This window comes from Paraburkholderia sp. Ac-20347 (assembly GCF_017104805.1).
GTDB classification, from domain to species: Bacteria; Pseudomonadota; Gammaproteobacteria; order Burkholderiales; family Burkholderiaceae; genus Paraburkholderia; species Paraburkholderia tropica.
The window spans coordinates 1-1591 of the sequence record NZ_JAAGPN010000563.1; the positions used below are offsets into that span (position 1 = coordinate 1).

General features: G+C 62.5%; 3 protein-coding genes. All 3 read left to right on the plus strand.

From position 1 onward, the window contains the following. Positions 1 to 8: 8 nt before the first annotated feature. Positions 9 to 425: a succinate dehydrogenase, cytochrome b556 subunit gene (sdhC, locus tag G3N97_RS38660; RefSeq protein ID WP_205997982.1), complete on the plus strand. Its 417-nt coding sequence runs from the start codon at positions 9 to 11 to the stop codon at positions 423 to 425. A gap of 2 nt (positions 426 to 427) precedes the next feature. Next, a complete protein-coding gene (gene sdhD, locus G3N97_RS38665) occupies positions 428 to 796 on the plus strand; it encodes a succinate dehydrogenase, hydrophobic membrane anchor protein (RefSeq protein ID WP_065064678.1) in 369 nt (122 codons plus the stop codon). Positions 797 to 800: 4 nt separating this feature from the next. Beyond that, on the plus strand, positions 801 to 1591 hold a 791-nt coding region (locus G3N97_RS38670), incomplete at its 3' end, for an FAD-dependent oxidoreductase (RefSeq protein WP_205997981.1).

Sequence of the window (1591 nt, forward strand, 5' to 3'; positions counted from 1 at the left end):
GGTCTAGCATGGCAGAAGCCGCAAAAAAACCGAGGCCGGAATACCGGAACATCGGGATTGGGCAGATATTGTTCGCATACCGCCTGCCGTTGGCCGGTCGCGTATCGATCGGTCACCGCGTGAGCGGTGCACTTCTATTCCTGTTCCTCCCTTTCATCCTGTTCCTGTTCGACCAGAGCCTCACCTCCGAACTCAGCTTCGAGGTCTTCAAGGGCTTCCTCTCGAACATCATCGTCAAGCTCGTCGTGCTCGTCCTCGGCTGGGCCTTCCTCTTCCACTTCTGCGCCGGCGTGCGCCACCTGTTCATGGATTTCAACCATGACCTCGCGGCCAAAGAAAAGGGCAAGTCGACCTCGCTCGTCGTCGTCGTCATCTCCACGATCCTCACGATCGCCTTCGCGGCAAAAATCTTCGGAGCGTTTTAAGAATGTCGGCTAAAAACGGTATCGGTCCGAAGCGCCTCGTCGTCGGCGCTCATTACGGCCTGCGCGACTGGATCGCCCAGCGCGCCACCGCCGTCATCATGGCGATCTACACCGTCGTGCTGCTCGTCCTCTTCTTTGGCGCACACGACTTTTCGTACGACGGCTGGGCGTCGATTTTCTCCGCCCAATGGATGAAGCTCGCGACGTTCGTCACGCTGCTCGCGCTGTTCTATCACGCCTGGATCGGCGTGCGCGACATCTGGATGGACTACATCAAGCCCGTCGGCCTGCGCATCGCGCTGGACGTGCTGACGATCGCCTGGCTGCTGGGCAGCCTCGGCTACGCCGCGCAGATTCTCTGGAGAGTGTAAAAGCATGGCTGCAATCAAGAATTCTCTGCCGCGTCGCAAGTTCGACGTGGTTATCGTCGGCGCGGGCGGCTCGGGGATGCGCGCTTCGCTGCAACTGGCGCGCGCCGGTCTGTCCGTCTGCGTGCTCTCGAAGGTGTTCCCGACGCGCTCGCACACGGTCGCGGCCCAGGGCGGCATCGGCGCCTCGCTCGGCAACATGAGCGAAGACAACTGGCACTACCACTTCTACGACACGATCAAGGGCTCCGACTGGCTCGGCGACCAGGACGCGATCGAGTTCATGTGCCGCGAAGCACCGAACGCCGTCTACGAACTCGAACACATGGGCATGCCGTTCGACCGTAACGCCGACGGCACGATTTACCAGCGTCCGTTCGGCGGCCACACCGCCAACTACGGCGAAAAGCCGGTGCAGCGCGCCTGCGCGGCCGCGGACCGTACTGGTCACGCGCTGCTGCACACGCTGTATCAGCAGAACGTCGCCGCGAAGACCACGTTCTTCGTCGAATGGATGGCGCTCGATCTGATCCGCGACGCCGAAGGCGACGTGCTGGGCGTGACCGCGCTCGAAATGGAAACGGGCGACGTCTACATTCTCGAAGGCAAGACCACGCTGTTCGCCACGGGCGGCGCAGGCCGGATCTTCCAGGCATCGACGAATGCGTTCATCAACACGGGCGACGGTCTGGGCATGGCCGCGCGTTCGGGCATCGCGCTGCAGGACATGGAATTCTGGCAATTCCACCCGACCGGCGTGGCCGGCGCGGGCGTGCTGATTACCGAAGGCGTGCGCGG